The organism is Nodularia sp. UHCC 0506 (genome assembly GCF_034931045.1).
Taxonomy (GTDB): domain Bacteria; phylum Cyanobacteriota; class Cyanobacteriia; order Cyanobacteriales; family Nostocaceae; genus Nodularia.
The window spans coordinates 1-3,320 of record NZ_JAYGHH010000093.1; the positions used below are offsets into that span (position 1 = coordinate 1).

General features: G+C 50.1%; 2 rRNA genes. Both read right to left on the reverse strand.

The features are described 5' to 3' along the window. Positions 1 to 3 precede the first annotated feature (3 nt). Positions 4 to 121 (reverse strand): 5S ribosomal RNA (gene rrf, locus VB654_RS24980). A 165-nt stretch (positions 122 to 286) separates the two neighbouring features. Beyond that, positions 287 to 3,115: ribosomal RNA gene (locus VB654_RS24985) — 23S ribosomal RNA — on the reverse strand. Positions 3,116 to 3,320: the final 205 nt, after the last annotated feature.

Below are 3,320 nucleotides of genomic sequence, written 5' to 3' on the forward strand. Positions count from 1 at the left end.
AAAACCTGGCATCGAGCTATTTTTGCAGAGGGCTACCCCTAAACTATCGTCGCCGCAGCAGCGTTTCACCTCTGAGTTCGGGAAGGGATCAGTGTGGTTCCACCGCGCCATAGACACCAGGAAAGAGTGTAATTACTAATTCGTAATTCGTAATTCGTAGTTAAAGAATTAGAAATAACGAATTAAACAGTAACCCTGAAGGCTGCACAGTAACGCGATCCCAAATGTTTTCATAACTAGCAATTGATAATTACGAATTACGAATTACGAACTACGAATTATGTTTGAGGTCAAGCCCTCGGTCTGTTAGTACACCTCAGCTTCATACATTGCTGTACTTCCACTTAGAGCCTATAAACGGGTGTTCTGCCCGTGACCTTACCTACTTATGTAGTGAGAGCACTCATCTTGAGGTGGGCTTCCCACTTAGATGCTTTCAGCGGTTATCCGCTCCGCACTTGGCTACCCAGCGTTTACCGTTGGTACGATAACTGGTACACCAGCGGTGCGTCCTTCCCGGTCCTCTCGTACTAAGGAAGGCTCCTCTCAATGCTCTTACGCCTGCACCGGATATGGACCGAACTGTCTCACGACGTTCTGAACCCAGCTCACGTACCGCTTTAATGGGCGAACAGCCCAACCCTTGGGACGTACTTCCGCCCCAGGTTGCGATGAGCCGACATCGAGGTGCCAAACCTCCCCGTCGATGTGGACTCTTGGGGGAGATCAGCCTGTTATCCCTAGAGTAACTTTTATCCGTTGAGCGACGGCCATTCCATTCTGCGCCGTCGGATCACTAAGGCCGACTTTCGTCCCTGCTTGAGTTGTATCTCTCGCAGTCAAGCTCTCTTTTGCCTTTACACTCGCCGCACGGTTTCCAAGCGTGCTGAGAGAACCTTTGCGCGCCTCCGTTACTTTTTAGGAGGCGACCGCCCCAGTCAAACTGCCCACCTGAAACTGTTCCCTGACCGGCTTACGGTCATGGGTTAGAATTCTAGCTTCGCCAGAGTGGTATCTCACCGTTAGCTCCATATTCCCCACAAGGAATACTTCTTCGCTTCCCACCTATCCTGCGCAAGCGAAGCCCGAACACAATTCCAGGCTACAGTAAAGCTTCATAGGGTCTTTCTGTCCAGGTGCAGGCAGTCCGTATCTTCACAGACATTCCTATTTCGCCGAGTCTCTCTCTGAGACACCATCCAGATCGTTACGCCTTTCGTGCGGGTCGGAACTTACCCGACAAGGAATTTCGCTACCTTAGGACCGTTATAGTTACGGCCGCCGTTCACCGGGGCTTCGGTCGTCAGCTTTAGGGCGAACCCCTGACCAACTTCCTTAACCTTCCGGCACTGGGCAGGCGTCAGCCCCCATACGTCCTCTTTCGAGTTGGCGGAGACCTGTGTTTTTGGTAAACAGTCGCCTGGATCTCTTCACTGCGACCCACTTCTTAGGTGGGCACCCCTTCTTCCGAAGTTACGGGGCCATTTTGCCGAGTTCCTTAGAGAGAGTTATCTCGCGCCCCTTGGTATTCTCAACCTCCCTACCTGTGTCGGTTTCGGGTACGGGTATTATGCTTTCATCACATATCGAGCTTTTCTTGACACTATCCTTCACCACTCGGAGTTCGTAAACTCCTCCCAAACCAATCAGGGTATGGCTATCTTTCATGCGTCCCTCGCTATGCTCCCACATAATAGTCAGGGATTATTCACCCTGTGTCCATCGACTACGCCCTTCGACCTCGCCTTAGGACCCGACTAACCCTCCGTGGACGAACCTGGCGGAGGAACCCTTAGGGTTTCGGGGCATTGGATTCTCACCAATGTTTGCGCTACTCAAGCCGACATTCTCACTTCCGTTTCGTCCACAGCTGCTCGCCGCTACTGCTTCTACCTATTACGGAACGCTCCCCTACCGATTAATACTAGATTAATCCCACAGCTTCGGTACATCACTTAGCCCCGTTCATTTTCGGCGCAGGATCGCTTGACTAGTGAGCTATTACGCACTCTTTTAAGGTTGGCTGCTTCTAGGCAAACCTCCTAGTTGTCTCTGCAATCCCACCTCCTTTATCACTTAGTGATGATTTGGGGACCTTAGCTGGTGGTCTGGGCTGTTTCCCTCTTGACAATGAAGCTTATCCCCCACTGTCTCACTGGCAATGTGTTCTCTGGGTATTCTGAGTTTGTCTCGATTTGGTACCGGTCTCCCAGCCCGCACCGAAACAGTGCTTTACCCCCCAGATTTATTCATTACCGCTGCGCCTAAACACATTTCGGGGAGAACCAGCTAGCTCCTGGTTCGATTGGCATTTCACCCCTAACCACAGCTCATCCGCTGATTTTTCAACATCAGTCGGTTCGGACCTCCACTTGGTGTTACCCAAGCTTCATCCTGGCCATGGTTAGATCACCAGGGTTCGGGTCTATAAACACTGATCTATCGCCCTTTTCAGACTCGGTTTCCCTTTGGCTCCGGCATTCTCGCCTTAACCTACCAGTGCCTATAAGTCGCCGGCTCATTCTTCAACAGGCACGCGGTCATCCGTTGAATCGGACTCCCACTGCTTGTAGGCTTACGGTTTCATGTTCTATTTCACTCCCCTTCCGGGGTTCTTTTCACCTTTCCCTCGCGGTACTGGTTCACTATCGGTCACACAGTAGTATTTAGCCTTACGAGATGGTCCTCGCTGATTCACATGGGATTCCTCGTGCCCCATGCTACTCGGGATTCAGCTACTATCCTTGAGTTTTCGACTACAGGACTTTCACCTTCTTTGGTACAGTATTTAGCTGTTTCGTCTAACCGCTAGATTCGATATTGCTGTCCCACTACCCCACAAGATAAATCTTTTGGTTTAGGCTCTTCCCCTTTCGCTCACCACTACTTAGGGAATCTCTTTTGATTTCTCTTCCTCCAGCTACTTAGATGTTTCAGTTCGCTGGGTTGGCTCTTTCCTGTCTATATATTCAACAGGTAGTTTTTAGGGTTGCCCCATTCGGAAATCTCCGGCTCAATGCTTGCTTCCAACTCCCCGGAGTATATCGTCGGTAACCACGTCCTTCTTCGCCTCTGTGTGCCTAGGTATCCACCGTAAGCCCTTATTAGCTTGACCACAATACATTTGGTTTTTTTCTGCAAACTTTTCTTCGTTCTGATACTTTCATCCTCAGTCTTGAGTTTTCACTCAGCACTCAGCACTCAGCACTCAGCACTCTGATTCGTCTGCCTGCTTTTTTTCGCGTTACTATGCAGTTTTCAAGGTTCTGGCTGGATAACTACCCAGCAGTTCGATTGTATGAAACAATCAATTGCTGAAT